This window comes from Trichococcus pasteurii (genome assembly GCF_900112935.1).
Lineage (GTDB): Bacteria > Bacillota > Bacilli > Lactobacillales > Aerococcaceae > Trichococcus > Trichococcus pasteurii.
In genome coordinates this window covers 22609-39807 of the sequence record NZ_FONM01000003.1, presented here as the reverse complement: position 1 = coordinate 39807, position 17199 = coordinate 22609, and the positions used below count along the sequence as shown (strand labels likewise).

At 44.7% G+C, this 17199-nt stretch carries 20 protein-coding genes and 1 tRNA gene; 4 read left to right on the top strand and 17 right to left on the bottom strand.

Annotation, left to right across the window (positions count from 1 at the left end; genetic code table 11):
- Positions 1-52: 52 nt before the first annotated feature.
- The 13 genes from BM184_RS04385 to BM184_RS04330 all read right to left on the bottom strand — a co-directional run bounded on the left by BM184_RS04385 (position 53) and on the right by BM184_RS04330 (position 8326).
- Complete coding sequence (locus tag BM184_RS04385) at positions 53-2137, bottom strand: tape measure protein (protein ID WP_086941736.1); 2085 nt, start codon at positions 2135-2137, stop codon at positions 53-55.
- A 169-nt stretch (positions 2138-2306) separates the two neighbouring features.
- Complete coding sequence (locus BM184_RS04380; protein ID WP_086941737.1) at positions 2307-2552, bottom strand: hypothetical protein; 246 nt, start codon at positions 2550-2552, stop codon at positions 2307-2309.
- 137 nt (positions 2553-2689) lie between these two features.
- Positions 2690-3283: a hypothetical protein gene (locus BM184_RS04375; protein ID WP_086941738.1), complete on the bottom strand. Its 594-nt coding sequence runs from the start codon at positions 3281-3283 to the stop codon at positions 2690-2692.
- Between the two features lie 38 nt (positions 3284-3321).
- Complete coding sequence (locus BM184_RS04370; RefSeq protein WP_086941739.1) at positions 3322-3903, bottom strand: hypothetical protein; 582 nt, start codon at positions 3901-3903, stop codon at positions 3322-3324.
- A gap of 64 nt (positions 3904-3967) precedes the next feature.
- Positions 3968-4321, bottom strand: a complete 354-nt coding sequence (locus tag BM184_RS04365; protein ID WP_086941740.1) for a hypothetical protein — start codon at positions 4319-4321, stop codon at positions 3968-3970.
- A 5-nt stretch (positions 4322-4326) separates the two neighbouring features.
- On the bottom strand, positions 4327-4833 hold the full coding sequence (locus BM184_RS04360) for a hypothetical protein (RefSeq protein WP_086941741.1): 507 nt from the start codon (positions 4831-4833) through the stop codon (positions 4327-4329).
- 104 nt (positions 4834-4937) lie between these two features.
- Positions 4938-5804, bottom strand: a complete 867-nt coding sequence (locus BM184_RS04355; protein WP_086941742.1) for an ATP-binding protein — start codon at positions 5802-5804, stop codon at positions 4938-4940.
- A gap of 11 nt (positions 5805-5815) precedes the next feature.
- Positions 5816-6652 carry a conserved phage C-terminal domain-containing protein gene (locus BM184_RS04350; protein ID WP_342746112.1) on the bottom strand — a complete coding sequence of 279 codons (837 nt, stop codon included), beginning with the start codon at positions 6650-6652 and terminating at the stop codon, positions 5816-5818.
- Between the two features lie 54 nt (positions 6653-6706).
- Entirely contained in the window at positions 6707-7003 is a 297-nt protein-coding gene (locus BM184_RS04345) for a hypothetical protein (RefSeq protein WP_086941744.1), read from the bottom strand.
- 107 nt (positions 7004-7110) lie between these two features.
- Positions 7111-7362, bottom strand: a complete 252-nt coding sequence (locus tag BM184_RS04340; protein WP_086941745.1) for a hypothetical protein — start codon at positions 7360-7362, stop codon at positions 7111-7113.
- Positions 7350-7517: a hypothetical protein gene (locus BM184_RS15250; protein WP_177208532.1), complete on the bottom strand. Its 168-nt coding sequence runs from the start codon at positions 7515-7517 to the stop codon at positions 7350-7352. Before BM184_RS15250 ends, BM184_RS04340 begins: the two co-directional genes overlap by 13 nt.
- A 278-nt stretch (positions 7518-7795) precedes the next feature.
- Complete coding sequence (locus BM184_RS04335; protein ID WP_086941746.1) at positions 7796-8071, bottom strand: helix-turn-helix domain-containing protein; 276 nt, start codon at positions 8069-8071, stop codon at positions 7796-7798.
- 30 nt (positions 8072-8101) lie between these two features.
- Positions 8102-8326 carry a helix-turn-helix transcriptional regulator gene (locus BM184_RS04330; protein WP_086941747.1) on the bottom strand — a complete coding sequence of 75 codons (225 nt, stop codon included), beginning with the start codon at positions 8324-8326 and terminating at the stop codon, positions 8102-8104.
- Between the two features lie 137 nt (positions 8327-8463).
- Between BM184_RS04330 and BM184_RS04325 the strand changes: the two genes are divergently transcribed.
- Complete coding sequence (locus BM184_RS04325) at positions 8464-9111, top strand: helix-turn-helix domain-containing protein (protein WP_086941748.1); 648 nt, start codon at positions 8464-8466, stop codon at positions 9109-9111.
- A gap of 87 nt (positions 9112-9198) precedes the next feature.
- Positions 9199-10353, top strand: a complete 1155-nt coding sequence (locus BM184_RS04320) for a tyrosine-type recombinase/integrase (protein WP_086941749.1) — start codon at positions 9199-9201, stop codon at positions 10351-10353.
- A gap of 114 nt (positions 10354-10467) precedes the next feature.
- Here BM184_RS04320 and BM184_RS04315 read toward each other — a convergent pair.
- The 4 genes from BM184_RS04315 to BM184_RS04300 all read right to left on the bottom strand — a co-directional run bounded on the left by BM184_RS04315 (position 10468) and on the right by BM184_RS04300 (position 14915).
- Positions 10468-10540 (bottom strand) — tRNA-Ala (locus BM184_RS04315).
- Between the two features lie 69 nt (positions 10541-10609).
- Positions 10610-11392, bottom strand: coding sequence for a Cof-type HAD-IIB family hydrolase (locus BM184_RS04310; protein WP_245830527.1), 783 nt, complete (start codon positions 11390-11392; stop codon positions 10610-10612).
- A gap of 14 nt (positions 11393-11406) precedes the next feature.
- Positions 11407-13188, bottom strand: coding sequence for an ABC transporter ATP-binding protein (locus tag BM184_RS04305; protein ID WP_086941751.1), 1782 nt, complete (start codon positions 13186-13188; stop codon positions 11407-11409).
- A complete protein-coding gene (locus BM184_RS04300) occupies positions 13185-14915 on the bottom strand; it encodes an ABC transporter ATP-binding protein (RefSeq protein ID WP_086941752.1) in 1731 nt (576 codons plus the stop codon). Before BM184_RS04300 ends, BM184_RS04305 begins: the two co-directional genes overlap by 4 nt.
- 368 nt (positions 14916-15283) lie before the next feature.
- On the opposite strand from BM184_RS04300, the gene BM184_RS04295 reads away from it, so the two are divergent.
- Both BM184_RS04295 and rnjA read left to right on the top strand, forming a co-directional pair.
- Positions 15284-15502, top strand: a complete 219-nt coding sequence (locus BM184_RS04295) for a DNA-directed RNA polymerase subunit epsilon (RefSeq protein ID WP_086941753.1) — start codon at positions 15284-15286, stop codon at positions 15500-15502.
- Positions 15499-17175, top strand: coding sequence for a ribonuclease J1 (gene rnjA / locus BM184_RS04290; protein WP_086941754.1), 1677 nt, complete (start codon positions 15499-15501; stop codon positions 17173-17175). Before BM184_RS04295 ends, rnjA begins: the two co-directional genes overlap by 4 nt.
- Positions 17176-17199: the final 24 nt, after the last annotated feature.

Below are 17199 nucleotides of genomic sequence, written 5' to 3'. Positions count from 1 at the left end.
CTTTTATTTAGAAGAAGGGTATCGGCATTTCACCGACACCCTCATTCATTGCCTAGAATCCCATTTCATAACCCATTCTTTGTGCTTGGAGACGTGTCAACCTTGCCGCCTCTCGCGCATTGATCGGATCCGGACTGATAAAGGTATTCGTTTGATTGAATACATTGCCAGCCTTCGCCGTTGCCGCGTTCGTTGCAACGATATCCTTGCTGTAAGGCGTTACGACTCCCTCAGCCGACATCTGCACCTTCTTATTCATGCTGTCAATGGCCCCGAATAGGCTTCTTGCATTGCCTTCGATACCTACCGCAATCCCCTCAGGAATCCATTTCCCCACCTCGTCGCGCATGAGCTTCGACGGGGATGCGATGCCAAAGAAATTTTTGATATCGTCCGTTATACCGTCCACAAAGCCGCCGATTTTATCACCCAGCCATTTCGAAACGGATTTGATGCCTTCCCATAAGCCTTTGATGATATTCGCCCCGATTTCGAATAGGTCAATACCTGCAATCGCATCTATGATGATGGCTACTGCTTCATCAACCGCCCCGCCCAGATCATCGAACATATCGAAGAGTCCATCAATCAGACTTAAGATGATCTCCACCCCGGCGCTGATGATTTCCGGCAGGTTGTCAACGATGATTTGCAGGAATTTTAGAATAATTTCCATTGCGGCCGTTGTTATTTCCGGCAGTCTTTCGCCTATTCCGCTTACTAGGCTTGTCAGCATCTCCATGCCCTTATCGACAATGGACGGAAGATTTTCTGTTATCCCGGTAATCAATTTAGAAATAATTAGAAGGACCGACTCGCCAATGGCCGGAAGATTTTCGATAATGCCGTCAACCAGTTTGAAAAGCATCTCCATACCGTACTGCATGATGGTCGGAAAGTTCTCAATTAATGCAGTCGTTAAAGCTGCGATGATCTGGAAAACAACATCTAAAATTTTCGGAAGGTTTTCAAAAACCCCCTGGACAAGCGCCCCCAGAATGTTGCTCCCTTGTTCCAATATCAGGGGCAGATTTTCGGTAATCAATCCGAGAATGGTAGTAATCAGCGTGCCCAAAGCCCCATAAAATACTGGCAGATTATCCAGCAGCCCGGTTATCAGATTGGCAATCATATCACCGCCGGACGCTATCAGTTGCGGCGCGTTTGTTTTGATACTTTCAACAACGCCCGTCAGCATTTCGACTATTTTTGTCTTGATGCCACCGCCTTTTGTCATACTCTTGAATGTTTCGAAAAGGTAATCTTTGAGTGAATCCCACATTTCCGGACGGCTTGCGCCTTCTGTTTGAATAATATCCAGTACCCCGGAAGCCCATCCTGTAATGCCGGATAAGCCCTTTTTCAGGCCATCGAATAGCGGTAACGTGAGCCATGACCCAACCTGTCCGAGTTGATCCTGGAAAGTAGCCATGAGGCCATTGAAGGATTTGCTTTGTTCTTCCATCGCCCCGCCGAATTCGGTTCCCATACCCTTGACAAGCATCGGCAGGATGTCCTCGGCCAATAATTCACCCGCGGATCCCATTGCTTGCAATTCGGCAACTGACTTGCCTGTTTCTTTTGCGAGTATTTGCCATACCGGGATGCCTGCCTCAGATAATTGCATCATCTCCTCGGCCTGTACTTTCCCTTTCGAATACATTTGATAGAGCGCCCGGGTCGCGCTTGTAGCTGTGTCTGTGTTCCCACCTACTGCGGACACGGCATCCCCGATGCTCACCACGGCATCAAGTAAGTCTTGACCCTCAAACCCGGCCATGCTTAGGCTCTTAGCCATCTGATCCACTCCGGCATAATCGAAGGGAGTCTTTTCGGCCAGGTCCTGCAGGTCCTTCTGCATTTCTTTCGCAGCTTCTTGCGAACCGAGTAACGTGTTCCACGCTATTTGAGACTGCTCAAGCGCGCCTGTATAACTGAGCGTGTTGCTCACCAGATCGGCCATTCCGGTAATCGCGCCTTTTATCGCGTCATAGGTGAACAATCCTTTTACCAGCCCGCCTAAATTGCGGCTTTTTTTGTCGAATGCGTCCATTTTGGAGTCTGCTGAGTCTAACGCTCTCGTGAAATCTTTGTCGTCTGAATTGATGACGTATGTCACCTCTCCACCTGTTGCCATTTTATCACCTCGTTTTCTTTGTTATTTGCCTATTTCCATAGGCCCTATAGAAGAACGTTCCAGATAAGCAGAACACCCTTATATGTCGTTATTCCGGCTAATGCCAGCAAGAAGATCATGAGCATTAAGACGGTCAGCGCCTTTGTGCTTGCCAGTAATTTTTCTAGCATCAGATTTCACCTTCTTTCGGGACCGATAACATGCCATTCATCAGGACCCCATAATAATAATTTCGATCGCTGATATTGGTTACTAGCCTGTTTTCTTTCCCTGCGGTCAGTAAGACAAAAGCATCGCTGTCATCCAATCCCTGCAGGATCTCGATAACCTTCTGTTTGTCCGTTTTTCCGATCATGCTTTTCCTTGTGGCCTTTTCTTTCGTTAGTCGGTTTAATAGCGCTTTATTTGGCTTCATGCTTTACCCCTCGTTTCTTGTATTTGCTTTCGTGTCTCGTCTCTCACCCAGTTTGTCGTGCGGATGAACCTCATATAGATCACGCTCACTTTATTAGAAAAGGGGCTCGCGTTGCACGATACCCCTATGTTTTTTTGCTAAATTCTTGTGAACTCTGGATTGCTGTACATGGCTTGTGGACTTTCCAGAACATTCTTGACTGGATAACCCCATGACTCAATAGCATTTTTAATTCTTACTTGTGACTCAAACGGTAGATAGCCAGTAACCTTAGATGCTTCATCAACCATAAAGCTGTGAATTTCGTTATTTTCTTTTAAGGCTTCTACCTGGATCTTCACCATTTCATTCCAAAGGGGAGATAATTTCTCAACCAATGTCCGGTGTTTTTCCGTTGCTAGTTGCTGCCCATATTCTGAGAATAATCGTGTGATCGTTTCTGCTTGAGAGAGTCCGGAACCATCGGAAGCCGTGAGCGCCATCTTCATTTCTTTGATTCTGTCGGTCAGGCTTTGGATAGCAACCGTCAGTTGGTCATACTCTAATTGCAGTTCAGCATTCTTTTTCACACTAGATAGGTTCAATAGGCCTTTATTTGCTAATTGATTCAGCAACTCGGCTTGTCTTGCTTCCATTTCTTCCAGATCTTGCTGCATGACACCGAATGTGTCTTTCAAATTTTTTACTTGTGCTGCCAGGCCTTTGATTTCCGGTAATGTGTTTTCTGTCATGATTATTTCCCCATTTCGTCTTATTTTGTAATTACGATTTATCCCAATTCAATGATTCTATCTAATTCCCCATACCACTTCATAAACTCGGATTCATCTTCAAAGATAACGTTATTCAGGGAAAAGCCTGTTTCTGCGCCTTGATAAACCTTCCTAGCAACCCCGACTAATTCCAGGAACGCGCGCGTTTTTTGGTCTCTGTCGATACTTGCGGATGAAGCATAATCTACTTTATTTGTTTGCGCGTTGCTCTTGATCGCTTTTAGCATGGTGTAATTATTTTTGTATTTGGCTTCCAACTTCTCATAATCCTCAGGGCTTAGTTTCAGGCCGCTTGTCAGTAGTGCCATATCTTCCGTAACGTCTTTACCGCTTGGTGTTGCCCATGATTCATAAGCGGCAGCATATTCATTTATAAGCTGATCCAATTTTACGAAGTGGGCACTTTTTGCATTATTGAAAATCGCTGCATTTTCTTCTAGTTGTCTCATAGAATCCACTGGCGCAATCATTCCGGCCGCTTGTTTTTTCACTAATTCGGCTTTCTTTTGATCGTATAAATTCAGTGCTGCGTATAATGCTAGTGAAGTGTCTCTTACTTTTTTAGTGTATGCGTTCATTTTTATTTCCTCTTCTCGTTTTATTTTTTATGTAGTGTGTCCATATACGACAACGTTGTCGCATTTAACTCTTTCCGGGTTCTGCTCTCGCCTGGTTCATGGGGAACTCCTTTCTCTTCGGTCTGTCCGCATCAATCAGCGGCTGCACTTCTTTGGATAGTCGCATTTCTGCCGCTTTACGCATCCGGTTATAATCCTTGACGCTCATCTGCTTCCTTTTGGCAGCTTCCGCTACGGTCAACGGTCGGCCATCGTTTGATAGGTAGTGATAGGCCAGTAGAAGGCGGTCTTCATCAGATACGTTCTTCAATCCACCATATAGCCATTTCAGATTGCGCTTGAACCAATACCCCTCCGGATCTCGTAAAGCTTTGTACCACGTCCGCAGAATATACCGCGTTTCCCTTGTTTCACTCATGATCGTTATACCTCCAATAGTTTCAGCATATCCTCAAAATGTGCCGTGAATTGTTCGCCAGTAGTGGGGGCTGCGCATACTTTTTCAAGTTTGGATCCCCGGTTATCATCAACCAACTTGAACCGATGCCGGGCAGCTTCTTCAATTTCTTGAATCTCCTCAAAACACTCACGTTCTACACGGTCATTTGAACCGCCTTCCTGCCATTTGTATTTGTGAGTGAGGAAATACCTGTCCGCGCTTGAAATTTGCTTCAAGTATGCGAGAAAATGCCTCTGCTTGAATTTCATCACGGCCATTCGGCTCTTGGCTTGTTCTTCGCTATCTACCAATTCAATAACTTTGCTTTCAACGGGGAAGCCTTTGCTATACAACTTATTTTCGTCTGATGTGCAATAGCTGCACATGGTCTGCTGATAGAAGTCTATCTGCAATTCCCTCAGCCGCCACTTGATTCGCGTGATACGTTTATTCAAACTGAAATAATAAGCTATTATATCTTCATTTATCACCCTCACACCTCGCCTTATAAGTCACACGGTATTTTTATTACAACTTTGAGCAATTTACCCATTAAAGGGGCAAAAGCTTTCTAATGCCCCTTAATTTTGATATTTTAGAACCCGAAGCCGGGCCGCTTATCCTGGATGGAAGAAAAATCCAGTAGAATCAGATTCATGGAGATTCTGGAAGTGATCCGCTCATCATAGGCCGCCTTCAGTTGTTCATAGCTGAGGTTCGTGCTGATGATTGTGCTTTTCGTGCCTTCCCTCGCATTCAGCACCTTGAAGAGTGTTTTATAAGTGTGGTCGCTTGCCTGCTTCTTGGTATCGGTCTTTCCTACGTCCGTTCCTAAATCATCCAAAACAAGCACGTCAACCGTTTTCATCAGGTCTATGTAATAATCTGCCGTCTTCTTATCTGTGGCCGTGTTGCTGTAGGATGCAAGGATTAACTCCATCACGCTCGTAAAGTCAATGAACAAGCAAGTCAGCTGCTTCTTGTAGGAAGCTGACATTTCATTGATGTTGAATAGCATCGCATGGGCTATATGGCTCTTTCCGGTTCCTGCTGGTCCGGTCAGAATCACATTCGATATTTTTCCGGCCGCAATATCTTTGCTGACCGCCATTGCTTTGTCTCGCGCTTCAACCTCTTGCTTTGAATGGGCATCGAACTTCTTGAAGCCTTTGTCCAGAAAGGAACGCCCCCCATAGATCGAATGCCGTCCAAAGAAGCGTTTTTTCTCCTTGTCTTGCCATTGGATGCTGCCCGCCGTTTCTGTTTGCTCAAAGCGTTTATTTCGTGCTTCCAGGTAACACTTGGGGCAGACAACTTCATCAGTCGCCAGGATCTGAAAGAGTTCAAACTTGCCATGCCAGTCGCACTTACTGTATTCGCCTGTTGGTAGCAATCCGGCTTTTTCAATGGCCAACCGTTCAAACTCTTTACGATCGGACATAATCCTATTTGTGTTAATCATCTTCTCACCTCTCAAAATGGAAATTCAAAATCGTCCGGTATCGGGATATTTGCCAACCGTTGCCGGGATAGTTCATCAAGCATTTTTTCCTCATCGGACTTCTCGGGGATCCGCTTGACGTTTTTGCTCTGTTGGTTCAAGTACTGATCGAATTTATTTCCAAAGAGAGTAGACGGCTGCAAGTATTGGCTCCAATGCGGATCATTGAGCCAGTCTTCACACTTGTTATCAATAACCCGCTTGAATTGCTCTAAGGTGTAATCTTCGTTCCATCGTGCCTTAATAAGCTTCTTATTGCTTGGCGCGGAATGCCTGAAGGACTTCCCGGCCTTTTGATTCAGATAGTCGATAATCTCTTTGTAAGGAATGGGGTCGGGCTTTAGCTCGACATTATCTTTTATTCTTTCATTCTTACCTTCTTTAGTTCTTACATTCTTGTTAGTTGTTAGCTGACTGTTAGCGCTCTGTTGGTCGTCTGTTAGCTGACTGTTAGTTGCTTTGTTAGCCCTATCGCCTGAACCTTGATATAATCCCCAATTAACAATGGTTATAAGCCTATTCACCTTTGTTGATTCGTCTGTTAAAAAATCGTATTTTTCGAATCGCTTTAAAGCAGTTCTGACATTCTGAATTGATATACCTTTGCCACTTTTAGCTGCTATCTTCTGTAATGAAGTAACGAATTGCCCGGCTTCTGCCTTATATGGTTTACCCATCCATTCCCATTCCTTGCTATCGTGATTAGCCATCATCAGCAAGGTTATCAAAATGACTTTTTGCTCCGGGGTTGATTCCAACCATATCGGCTTATCGCCTAACTCCCTATAAAGTTTTATCCAACCTTGCAAAATTTCACCTACTCACCTTTAAAGTATTTGTTTATGCCTTCCTGGGTCTCGTATTCATTCCAAGCCCTTCGCTAAGCAAGTGCTCAAGCCGTCAGCGATGTCGGAAAGGTTCTCTATATCATTCTCATACCTAGATAGCAAAATTGCTGAGAGGCTTATTAAATCGCCTATATGCTGTTTGAACTTCTCCGCTTCAGGATGGTTATCGTCAATCACGTCATACGATGAGGCTAATTCAAATATCGAGTTATCCATTGATCGGATGATAGCTGCGTAATTCCCTAGTGATTGCACTTGTTGAAAGATTTCATTCGCTTGAGTTTTTAGTTCTTTATTAGTAATTGTTTCCATTTTTAATTTCCCCTTATATTCGAATTTGTGGTATAATTGGGGATAAAGAAGCCTCCTAAAGCTTCAAATATCCGTTTACCCTCTCTTGCTTGTCCGGCTGCTGAGGGTTATTTTTTTGCATTTTTTTCATCATCCTGGAATAGATAACCAACGCTTCCGGATAATATATTAATCGCATGTTCAATCATGAATTCAAGAAATGCTTCCCGGTTGATCCACTCGCTTCTCTCATTCGGCTGCCCTTCGTCTGTGATGATTTCAAATTCTGTATCATCGGACTGCAAAGCACTACTAAGCGATTCTATTACCGCATCAACTGCACCGACTTCTTCTAAATAAGCTTTTTTTATTTTCCCCATGTTTTCTGCTCCTTTTCAATGTGAGTCATTTTTTCAACCAACTTCAATAGTGTTTTCAAATCCTCAGCCGTGACATATTGCGCCATCCTACTGTCCGGGAATTCTTCCAGACTTTCGCGAATCCGATCAAGTGCCGCTTTCTCTGCTGCGTTCATTGGTTCCACTCCTCTCTGATATTTTTAACTACGATCTTCAACGTTCCCCAGGTCAGCACCGATAACATAATTCCGGCCGTGAAGGCTTCCTCTAATCCGTTCATTTCATCACCTCTTTTTAAGTGGGTTCGATTCTCCTACACTCGCAACCCATTTTATATAAATCCTTGATAATTCAGCTTTTCCCGGTCCTTCTATTGATGAAGGGTTAAACTTCACTCAACTTTGCACTCAGAAACATTATTTTTTAGCGTGTTTACCGCTGCCTGCGATTAGTTTTATTTTTCGTGATCCGCTAAAAATTTGCTTAAGTTTGCTTTACTGACAAACCTTTTTTGCCCGACCGTCGAAACCGCTAATCCACTTCTAATCCATGCGGCTACAGTGTTAGGGGAAACGTCGAAGTATTCTTGAATCTCCTTCACCGTTACCCAATCTTTTAGCCTGGTCTCTTGACTGATTACCTCTTCAACAACTTCCTTCGCCGCACTTCGCAACATTGCTTTGAATTCATCATTGAAGGCATCATCGATCTTTACCCTCAGTTCTGCCATGTTCTCACCGCCTCCAAACGCTACAATTTGCTACTTTTTAACTAAAAAAATTTCATCAATCGTTATGCCAGGGAATAAGCCTTGTAGCATTTCTTTTAAAGTGATCATTTCATCTTCGGAAAATCGGGTAACACCTCTTTCTTTTGCAGAATATGATTGTTTCGAGATATTGAATAAATCTGCCATCTCTTGCTGAGTTTTCCCTAGCATGACCCTATAACCTCTTACCTTGGTTTTCGCTACTGCTTTTAACATATCTCACACCTCTTTTCGCTACTTTTTGCTACTTACAAACTAAATGTTAAAGTATAACTATTCAAAAGTCAAGATTAACTTGCTACTTTTTGCTATTTTATTTATAATAAAGGAAATAAACAAAATGGGGGCTTGGAATGGATATAAACAAGAATGAAGTAGGTTTTCGAATATCTAGCATCAGAAAGCAGCTTGGACTTAATCAAGAATTATTCGGGGAAAAAATTAGCAACGCACATAAAAGCCTTGTTTCAAAATGGGAAAAAGGACAAAGCCTACCCAACAATGAACGATTAAAAATAATAGCTGATTTAGGTGGAATCACTGTAGATGAATTACTACACGGAAATCAATACGAGTATGCTTACAATCTAATAAATGATCTATACGATCAATTAGATGCTTCTAAAAAGGTGCTCAGCGAAGACAAACGAGAAGCAATCATGGAGGATATTTTACAAAGAGTTACAAATTCACCCATTTCTAAAAGAATGGATTATCTGTCTCCGAAATATAAGGAATACATCACGGTAATGTTTGAGATTCATTTCGATGATTACTTTATAAAAGAAGTTATTTCGAATGAAAATGCTATCAGTCTTGTAATAAATAAACTAGAAAGTATCCAATTTTTCATCGATGACTATTTTTCTTACGATCCAGAAAGAGCGACAACTATCATAACCGAGAAATTGGATCCTGAACTTGAAGTTAAGCTCTATGATTTGATTGAGGATGCTCGTATTTCTGCAGAAATACTCACTCAAAAGTACAAAAAGAACTAGCATATATAATAATGGTCGAACCCGTAACCATCCGGAACAAGGCCACCTCTTGAAAACCGCTGCCTGCGTTGGAAAGAGGGAAAAATCATGGCTACAATTATCAGCAAATACAAGAAAAAAGACGGCAAGACGTACTATAAAATCAAAGCATACATGGGCATGAACCCGGAGACGGGAAAAGAAATAAACGTGACACGGCAAGGGTTCGCATCGAAGAAGGATGCAGAACTTGCTATATCACGTTTGAAGGTGGAAGTTGAGGACCGCGGCTATCAAAAGGCCAGTTATACCACCTTTGGGGAACTCTATGAATTGTGGTTCGAATCGGTATACAAGCATAATGTAAAAGAAAGTACTTACGTTAAAACACAAGAATTATTCAAGAATCACATTCTGCCCGCTTTTGGCCATCTGAGGGCTGAGAAGATTTCAGTCACCTACTGTCAGCGTACTGTTAAAACATGGTGTGATACGCATTCTAAATACAAGGTCATGAAGAATTATGTTTCTACGGTTCTGGACTATGCTGTTATGCTTGGCTTAATCCGCGATAATCCGATGAAGAAGGTTGTTACACCTAAGAGGAAAGTAAACGTTGATGAGGAGAAAGTAGAAAACTTCTACTCTAAAGAAGAGTTGCAGCACTTCCTGGAGTGTGTCCGATCGGATGGCATGCTGCGCTGGTTCGCCCTCTTCCGTCTCCTCTCGTTTACTGGATTCCGTAAAGGGGAAGCCTTGGCCCTAGAATGGAAAGATATCGACTTCCTGCACGGAACTATTACCGTGAGCAAAACGCTTGCCAGGGGGGCAGATAACACGCTTATCATCCAATTACCGAAGACTAAGAACAGCATGAGGACTATCGCCGTTGATGAGGTGACGCTTGGCATCTTGAAGGACTGGAAAAAAGAACAGGCCCTTGATCTGTTGAAATGCGGCTACAATACCCTGAGTAAAACGCAACCAATTTTCACCACTTACAAGAATGGATATATTCAGCATGCCACCATAACGAACCGAATCAATCGGATCATAAAAAAGCATGATCTAAAGAAAATTACTACTCACGGCCTACGGCATACCCATTGCAGTTTATTGTTTGAGGCGGGTGTGCCGATCCAGGAAGTGAAGGAACGCTTAGGACACTCGGATATTCAAACCACCATGAACATTTACACGCACGTAACAAAAAAAGCCAAAGAAAAAACGGCTGAAAAGTTCGCCGCCTTCGTTGGTTTTTGATGGTATTTTATGCAATCTGAGTGCTTTTCTGAGTGGAAAACAAAAAAAGAGCCTTGAAACATTGGATAAGTAGCGTCCTATCAACGTTTCTAAGGCTTTTTAATTAATGATGTATGGAGACGATGGGGCTCGAACCCACGACCTCTTGACTGCCAGTCAAGCACTCTCCCAACTGAGCTACGCCCCCGAAACAACAGGGTATCAACGACGTTCAGCAAAAACGCCTTATGAATAATATGATACCCTATTTTCGCTTCTATAACAAGCCTAATTTTTCAAGTGCGTAGGCAATTCCGCCTGAATTGCAATCTTTCGTGACAAATTTGGCGACATCCTTGACGGGATCGACCGCATTTCCCATTGCGACGCCATAGCCGACGCTGGAAATGAGTTCATAATCATTGTTTCCGTCCCCGAAAGCTATTGTATCTTCATGCGCAAAACCCAGGTGTTTCGCCATCCACAGAGCAGTTTGTGCTTTGGACCCCGGATTCGGCAACACATCGACGCCTGCGTCGTGCCAACGCACAAAGCGGAATTCCGGAAAAGCGCCGTCTTCATAGATTGCTTTCTCTTCTTCTTTGTAGAACAAAAGTGCTTGATAAAGCGGATTGTTTTGATAGAAAGACACATCGTGGTCAGGGACTTCGAACTCGATGCTGCGCATCGCTTCGCTTGCGTTGTTCTCGATCAATTCATGGCGACGAGCCAGAGCATGCGCTGATTCGTAGACAACCTGATGGCCGCTCTCATCGGAAATCTGCAGCAATTTTTCAAATGCATTCAAATCCAATTTGTTTTCATACTTTAGTTCATGCTTGAAGTAACCTGCAGCGCCGTTGCAGACGATGTAATTATCCAATTGGAACGTATCGATGACCTCTCGCGCCAGAAACAGATTCCGCCCTGTCGCGATCGCGATTTCATGCCCATTCTTCTGCAGTTGGCGCAATGCTTGGACAGTGCTCTCAAGCGGCGTCTTTTCATCGTTCAGCAATGTTCCGTCGATATCAAAGAAAATGAATTTTTTGTTGTTCAAATTTTCTGCTCCCCTTATTCTGACTCGTTTTTGAATTGACTGGTGTACAAATCGTAGTAAAACCCTTTTCTTTCCAGCAGCTCTGCGTGTTTGCCATGTTCGATTATTTCGCCTTGGTCCATGACGAGAATCAAATCGGCATCGCGGATGGTGGAAAGGCGGTGCGCGATCACAAAACTGGTCCTGCCTTGCATGATGCGTTTCATCGCTTTTTGGATCAAAGCTTCCAGTCTAGTATCTACGGAACTTGTCGCTTCGTCAAGTATTAAGATTTTGGGATCCGCGATAAAGGCGCGGGCAATCGTCAGCAATTGCTTTTGCCCCAAGGAGATATTGGAGGCCTCCTGGTTTATGACCGTATCGTAGCCTGCGCCCAAAGTTTGGATGAAATGATGGACATTGGCTGTGGTCGCGGCATCCACTACCTCTTCGAAGGTTGCATCCAGTTTTCCGAAGCGGATATTCCCTGTGATCGTGTCCTTGTAAAGCCATGCGTCCTGCAGCACCATCCCGAACTGGGAGCGCAAATCAGCACGGGTCAGTTCTTTTGTGTCGTGTCCATCTATTTTGATTGCGCCCGAATCCACCTCATAGAAGCGCATCAGCAGATTGATCATCGTGGTCTTGCCGGCGCCGGTCGGACCGACGATCGCCACTGTTTCCCCGCTTTTGACATTGATGTTGAAGTTCTTGATCAGCGGGTTTTCTTTGTCATAGCTGAAGGAAACATTTTCAAAAGTGACGTCTCCGCGGATTTCCTTCGGCAAACTCGCTTTCACTGCACCCTGCATCTCCTCTTCTTCATCAAGGAGATCGAACACGCGTTGGATGGAAGAAGCAGCCGATTGGATGATGGCTGATAATTGTGTGATCGTTGAGATCGGCTGGTTGACTTGCCAGACGTACTGCACCATGGCCTGCACATTACCGATCGTCATCGCCCCGGCAATCGCTTGAAGGATCCCGAGCACAGCAATTAGTATATAGGAAGCATTGGTTACGAGTGCCACAGCCGGTGACAGCAAGCCGGAAATGAAGGCTGCCTTGAAACCATTCTTTTTCAATGAATCATTGATGGAATGGAAGTCGGCATAAACATCCTCTTCTTTACCGTAAAGCTTGATGATGGAGAAGCCAGTGAGCGATTCCTGAACAAATCCGTTCAGTTGCCCCAGATATTTCGCCTGTCCGCGGAAATACGGCTGCGACAGCTGCGTGATTTTTTGGGAAAGGACGCTCGCCACCGGAATCAGCACGACCATGGCGACAGCCAACTTCCAACTGATCGTGAACATCATGATGAGCGCGAAGGTGATCCCCAAAACAGCATTCAGCACCTGCAGCAAGGATTGCTGCAGCGCATTGGCGATGGAGTCGACATCGTTCGTCACTTTGCTCAATATGTCCCCGAATTGGTTGCGGTCAAAATAGGCAATCGGCAACCGGTTCAATTTGTCGCTCAAATCCTTGCGCAAATCATGCATGGCCTCCTGAACGACATCCGTCATAAACAATTGCGAGTAGAGATTCGTAGCTTGGTAAAGCAGTGCCCGAATAAAATATATGAGCAACACTTTCGCTAAATAATCATAATTGATGCCGGCGCCCTCCACGCCTTTCAACATATCCGAAACATTTCTGCCGATTTCCGTGATGGCAAATCCGATAACAAAAGGCTCCAGTACGTTCAGTATCGTCATTGCGATGGTCAGTAGGATGGAGCCGAAGAACTTCATTTTGTAAAATTTGAGGTAATCCCATACCCGGAGCAACGTTTTTTTGTCCACTTTTTTCATGCGAGTTCCTCCTTGCTCATCTGAGAGGATGCAATATCATAATAGATCCCACAATTCCGCAACAGCTCTTTGTGGGTCCCCTGACCGACGACCTCACCTTCATTCATCACAATGATCTTGTCTGCATGCATGATTGTGCTGACGCGTTGGGCCACAATGATGACCGTCGCTTTCCCGGTCTCTTTATTGAGCCGCGCGCGCAAGGTCGCATCCGTCTTGTAATCCAACGCAGAGAAGCTGTCATCGAATATATAAATATCCGGTTTGCGGACGATGGCTCTGGCAATGGACAGCCGCTGCTTTTGTCCTCCGGAAAGATTGCTTCCGCCCTCCGCCAAATGCTCATCGAAACGTTTTGGTTTGCGCGCAATGAATTCTTTGGCTTGGGAAATATCGGAGGCTTCTTCGATTTCTTTTTTTGAGGCGTCCCATTTACCGTAACGAAGGTTTTCGGAGATCGTTCCGGTGAAAAGCAAGGCTTTCTGCGGAATGAAGCCGATTTTCTTGCGTAGAGCTTTCAGATTATAGTCGCGCACATCGTGCCCATCGATCAGGATGCGCCCTTTTGTGACATCATAAAAACGCGGAATCAACTGGATCAACGTCGACTTGCCGCTCCCTGTGCTCCCGATGAAGGCAATCGTTTGCCCTGGTCCCGCCGAAAAGGAAATATCTTTGATCACAGGGGTTTCGGTATTCCCCGGATAAGCAAAACTGACAGCCTCAAAGCTCAGATAACCATGCGTACTGGTTTCCGTGATCCCTCCCTCATTCGGGGAAATGCTGCTGGTCGTTTCCAACACTTCCCGGACCCGCTTCGCAGAAACCGAGGCCCGCGGATACATCATGAAAACGACCGCAAAATTCAGAAACGAGAACAAGGCATGGAAACTGTATTCGATGAAGGCGGTCATATCCCCTAGTTGAAGGCTGCCTCCTTCGATCTGCCCGGAGCCAAACCACATGATGGCGATGATGATCAGATTGATGACATGTGAAAATACGGGCTGATTCCAAGCCATCAGACGGAACAGTTTTTTTGAAACCACGCTGTACGATTTGTTGACTCCCTCAAAACGCTCAGCTTGAAATGCTTCCTTCACGAACGCCCTGATGACGCGCATGCCGGACAGGGATTCCCTCAAATTCCCGTTGATGTCATCAAGACTTTGCTGTTGCGCCTCAGATAACGGCTGTGATTTTTTGCCGATCACAACAATCATCACAAGCAGCGCCGGAAAAGCCGGCAACAGGATAATCGATAAGTCCGGACTCGTGCGCGCTATCATGAAGGCGCTGGCGAACATCATGATGAAAGTCATCAACCCCATCCGCAGCAGCATCTGGGCGAATTGCATCAGAATGAAGGCATCATTGGTGACCCGCGTCACCAACGATGATACGCCGATGCGGTCGTACTCTTCGTGGGAAAAAGTCTGGATATTTTGGTACATGTCATTGCGCATATCCGCTACCATATTGGTAGTGATTTTGCCGGTTGCATAGGCGACAATGATTCTCCCCATAAACCCGACCAAGGCCAAGCCGATCATAACCGCAGTCGCGCGCAGAATATTCTCTTTTCCGCCGCCAGCAACCGTTTCATTGATCAAGCCTGCAAGCATTGTGGGCAACCCCAGTTCCACAAACACGAACCCGAAAGCTCCCAACACATTTAATAAGAATAATTTGTTATACCGACTGATATAACGCCAAATTAAAGACATTTCATACACCTACCTTAATGGAAACGATTCGTCGGGTTTCTTCAGGGCAAAAAAAAAGAACGTTCTCATCTTTCTGCCCAACCCTCAAACCCTCTGTATCCAGTCTAGCCAATTACTCTGTTTTAGTCTACAAAAATATTGATTGCTTTCGATAAAAAAAACGAAAGAGAATTGCCTTACTATTGGAAAGGCTTGCACCCCGGCAAAAATGATTTTGCTAGTCATTTCTATACTAACTGCCTTAATTGTGGTAAACTTACAGTACCGATTGTATGAAAAAATACAACTATTGACCAAGTTAACAAACTAAGATTGTAATTTTTAAGTACAGTACTATCAAAAACAATAAGAAAAATGGAGTGAACTATATGATATTCAAAGTAACATACCAACCAGCAAAATTTGATGCACCGACTAGAGAGAACACGGAATCTCTTTACGTGGAGGCATCCGATATCGTAATAGCCAGAAGATTAGTCGAACAAAATACCCCCTACAACATTGAATTCATCCAGCCTTTGGAAGGCAATCATTTGGAATATGAACAAAAAAATCCTGATTTTACAATCACGGAGTTCAATGTATGAAACCTAACATAAAAAACAATGAAGTCGGTGTATTTGCCCTCGGGGGTTTAGGGGAAATCGGCAAAAATATGTATGGCATACAATTCCAGGATGAAATCATCATTCTTGATTCCGGGATCATGTTTCCGGAAGATGATTTGCTGGGCATTGATTATGTGATACCCGACTACAGTTATTTGGTGCAAAACCAAACTAAAATCAAAGGATTGTTCATTTCTCATGGACACGAAGATCATATCGGCGGTGTTCCTTTTCTTTTGAAAGAATTGAATGTCCCTATCTATGCAGGCAAATTGGCGCTCGCCATGATCCGCAACAAGCTGGATGAACACGGCTTGCTAAGGGATGCGATCCTGCACGAAATCAATGAAGATTCTGTCATCAAATTCCGTAAAACCAGCATCAGCTTCTTCGGAACAACGCACAGCATACCGGACACCATGGGGATCGTGGTCAAGACTCCTCCAGGTAACATTGTATTCACAGGGGATTTCAAGTTCGATTTCACACCTGCGAACGGCAAACCGGCGAATATCCATAAGATGGCGAAAATCGGGGAAGAAGGCGTACTTTTACTTCTGAGCGACAGCACAAATGCAGAAACACCTACATTTACGCAATCAGAGCAAATTGTTGGCCAATCCCTTAAAAACATCATCCAAAAAGTTTCGGGAAGAATCATTTTTGCTTCCTTCTCGTCCAATATCTACAGATTGCAGCAAGTCACTGAAGTCGCGCTCGAAACGGGCCGGAAAATCGCAATATTCGGACGCAGTATGGAGACGAACTTCCGCACGGCCAGAGAATTGGGATTCATCGTGGCTCCGGATGACCTGTTCATCGACACGCGCGAATTGAACAGCCTTCCAGCGGATAAAGTGCTGATCATGTGTACAGGCTCCCAAGGTGAGCCGATGGCTGCTTTGAGCCGAATAGCCAATGGTACACATAGACAGATTTCCATCCAACCTGGCGATACTGTCATTTTCTCAAGTTCTCCGATTCCGGGCAACACAACCAGTGTCAACCGCGTCATCAACCTACTTTTGGAAGCTGGGGCAGCCGTTATTCACGGTAAAGTAAACAACGTCCACACTTCCGGCCATGGTGGCCAACAAGAGCAGAAACTGATGTTGACATTGATGAAACCAAAATACTTCATGCCAGTTCATGGCGAGTACCGGATGCTGAAGATTCATACAGAATTGGCAGAATCAGTCGGTATTCCAGCCGAGAACTGCTTCATATCCGATAACGGGGAAATCCTTGCTTTGACGGCTGATTCCGCGAGACGAGCCGGCAGCTTTACGGCGACGGATGTCTATGTGGACGGAAAAGGCATCGGCGACATCGGAAACATCGTATTGCGCGATCGTCGTGTCCTTTCAGAAGATGGCCTTGTGGTCGTGGTATTGACTGTCGATTTCCGCAACAAAGATTTGTTGGCAGGACCGGACATCCTTTCCCGAGGATTCATCTATATGCGCGAATCAGGCGATCTGATCCATGAAGCGCAAGCAATCGTCCGCCAAGATGTTCTTTCTTTGCTGAAGGGTGCCGATGCGGTCACCGAGAAAAAATTAAAGGACACCGTTACGAATGCCATCCAGCCTTACCTGTATGAAAAAACGGAGCGCCGTCCGATGATCGTACCCGTCATCATGGGCGTCTGAACCTGAAAACCTGAACAGAATAGA

What these genes read in the sequence shown, in the direction of transcription:
- BM184_RS04370 (WP_086941739.1), bottom strand. Translation starts at nt 3,903, where the DNA reads ATGAACGCATACACTAAAAAAGTAAGAGACACTTCACTAGCATTATAC.
- BM184_RS15250 (WP_177208532.1), bottom strand. Translation starts at nt 7,517, where the DNA reads ATGAACGCAGCAGAGAAAGCGGCACTTGATCGGATTCGCGAAAGTCTG.
- BM184_RS04380 (WP_086941737.1), bottom strand. Translation starts at nt 2,552, where the DNA reads ATGAAGCCAAATAAAGCGCTATTAAACCGACTAACGAAAGAAAAGGCC.
- BM184_RS04330 (WP_086941747.1), bottom strand. Translation starts at nt 8,326, where the DNA reads ATGTTAAAAGCAGTAGCGAAAACCAAGGTAAGAGGTTATAGGGTCATG.
- BM184_RS04375 (WP_086941738.1), bottom strand. Translation starts at nt 3,283, where the DNA reads ATGACAGAAAACACATTACCGGAAATCAAAGGCCTGGCAGCACAAGTA.
- BM184_RS04340 (WP_086941745.1), bottom strand. Translation starts at nt 7,362, where the DNA reads ATGGGGAAAATAAAAAAAGCTTATTTAGAAGAAGTCGGTGCAGTTGAT.
- BM184_RS04320 (WP_086941749.1), top strand. Translation starts at nt 9,199, where the DNA reads ATGGCTACAATTATCAGCAAATACAAGAAAAAAGACGGCAAGACGTAC.
- BM184_RS04325 (WP_086941748.1), top strand. Translation starts at nt 8,464, where the DNA reads ATGGATATAAACAAGAATGAAGTAGGTTTTCGAATATCTAGCATCAGA.
- BM184_RS04355 (WP_086941742.1), bottom strand. Translation starts at nt 5,804, where the DNA reads ATGATTAACACAAATAGGATTATGTCCGATCGTAAAGAGTTTGAACGG.
- BM184_RS04335 (WP_086941746.1), bottom strand. Translation starts at nt 8,071, where the DNA reads ATGGCAGAACTGAGGGTAAAGATCGATGATGCCTTCAATGATGAATTC.
- BM184_RS04300 (WP_086941752.1), bottom strand. Translation starts at nt 14,915, where the DNA reads ATGTCTTTAATTTGGCGTTATATCAGTCGGTATAACAAATTATTCTTA.
- BM184_RS04385 (WP_086941736.1), bottom strand. Translation starts at nt 2,137, where the DNA reads ATGGCAACAGGTGGAGAGGTGACATACGTCATCAATTCAGACGACAAA.
- rnjA (WP_086941754.1), top strand. Translation starts at nt 15,499, where the DNA reads ATGAAACCTAACATAAAAAACAATGAAGTCGGTGTATTTGCCCTCGGG.
- BM184_RS04365 (WP_086941740.1), bottom strand. Translation starts at nt 4,321, where the DNA reads ATGAGTGAAACAAGGGAAACGCGGTATATTCTGCGGACGTGGTACAAA.
- BM184_RS04295 (WP_086941753.1), top strand. Translation starts at nt 15,284, where the DNA reads ATGATATTCAAAGTAACATACCAACCAGCAAAATTTGATGCACCGACT.
- BM184_RS04305 (WP_086941751.1), bottom strand. Translation starts at nt 13,188, where the DNA reads ATGAAAAAAGTGGACAAAAAAACGTTGCTCCGGGTATGGGATTACCTC.
- BM184_RS04345 (WP_086941744.1), bottom strand. Translation starts at nt 7,003, where the DNA reads ATGGAAACAATTACTAATAAAGAACTAAAAACTCAAGCGAATGAAATC.